Source organism: Vibrio sp. 970 (assembly GCF_033339075.1).
Genome location: NZ_JAWOTW010000614.1, coordinates 1 through 574, shown reverse-complemented (window position 1 = coordinate 574; position 574 = coordinate 1). Strand labels below are relative to the sequence as shown.

The window sequence follows — 574 nt, the reverse complement described above, 5'->3', positions numbered from 1 at the left end:
GGCGTCAAACTGACGGATGCATTTTCTAAGTATGGTTTCTGTACTGCTATTCGTGGCGCAGAGGGTGGTGGGCGAGTTGATAACCTACCAACACACTTCTTCATGAGTGATGATGGTGACCCAGATATGAAGTGCCCAACGGAAATTGGCATTACAGACCGCCGTGAAGCGGAATTGGGTAAACTGGGTTTCTTACCGTTGTGTCACTACAAAAATACAAACTATGCCGTGTTCTTTGGTGCTCAAACTTGTCAAAAACCAGCAAATCATGAATCTCCAGAAGTGGCAGCAAACGCGGCAATTTCAGCAAGACTTCCTTACATGATGGCAACCTCTCGTTTTGCACATTATTTGAAAGTAATGGCTCGAGACAAGATCGGTAGCTTTATGGAAGCAGAAGACGTTGAATCTTGGTTGAACCGTTGGATTCTTGGCTATGTGAACGCTTCTGAAGGTGGTGGTCAAGAAATTCGTGCGAAATACCCTCTTGCCGACGCTCGCGTACAAGTTAAGGAGATTCCAGGTTCTCCTGGTTCTTACAACGCGGTTGCTTGGCTCAAACCATGGCTTCAAA

1 protein-coding gene is annotated in these 574 nt (G+C 46.2%); it reads left to right on the top strand.

Going from position 1 to position 574, the window contains the following annotated elements; all coding sequences use genetic code 11:
* Positions 1–574 (top strand): type VI secretion system contractile sheath large subunit (gene tssC / locus R7Q11_RS28190; RefSeq protein WP_225467229.1); only part of this gene is annotated, 574 nt, incomplete at both ends.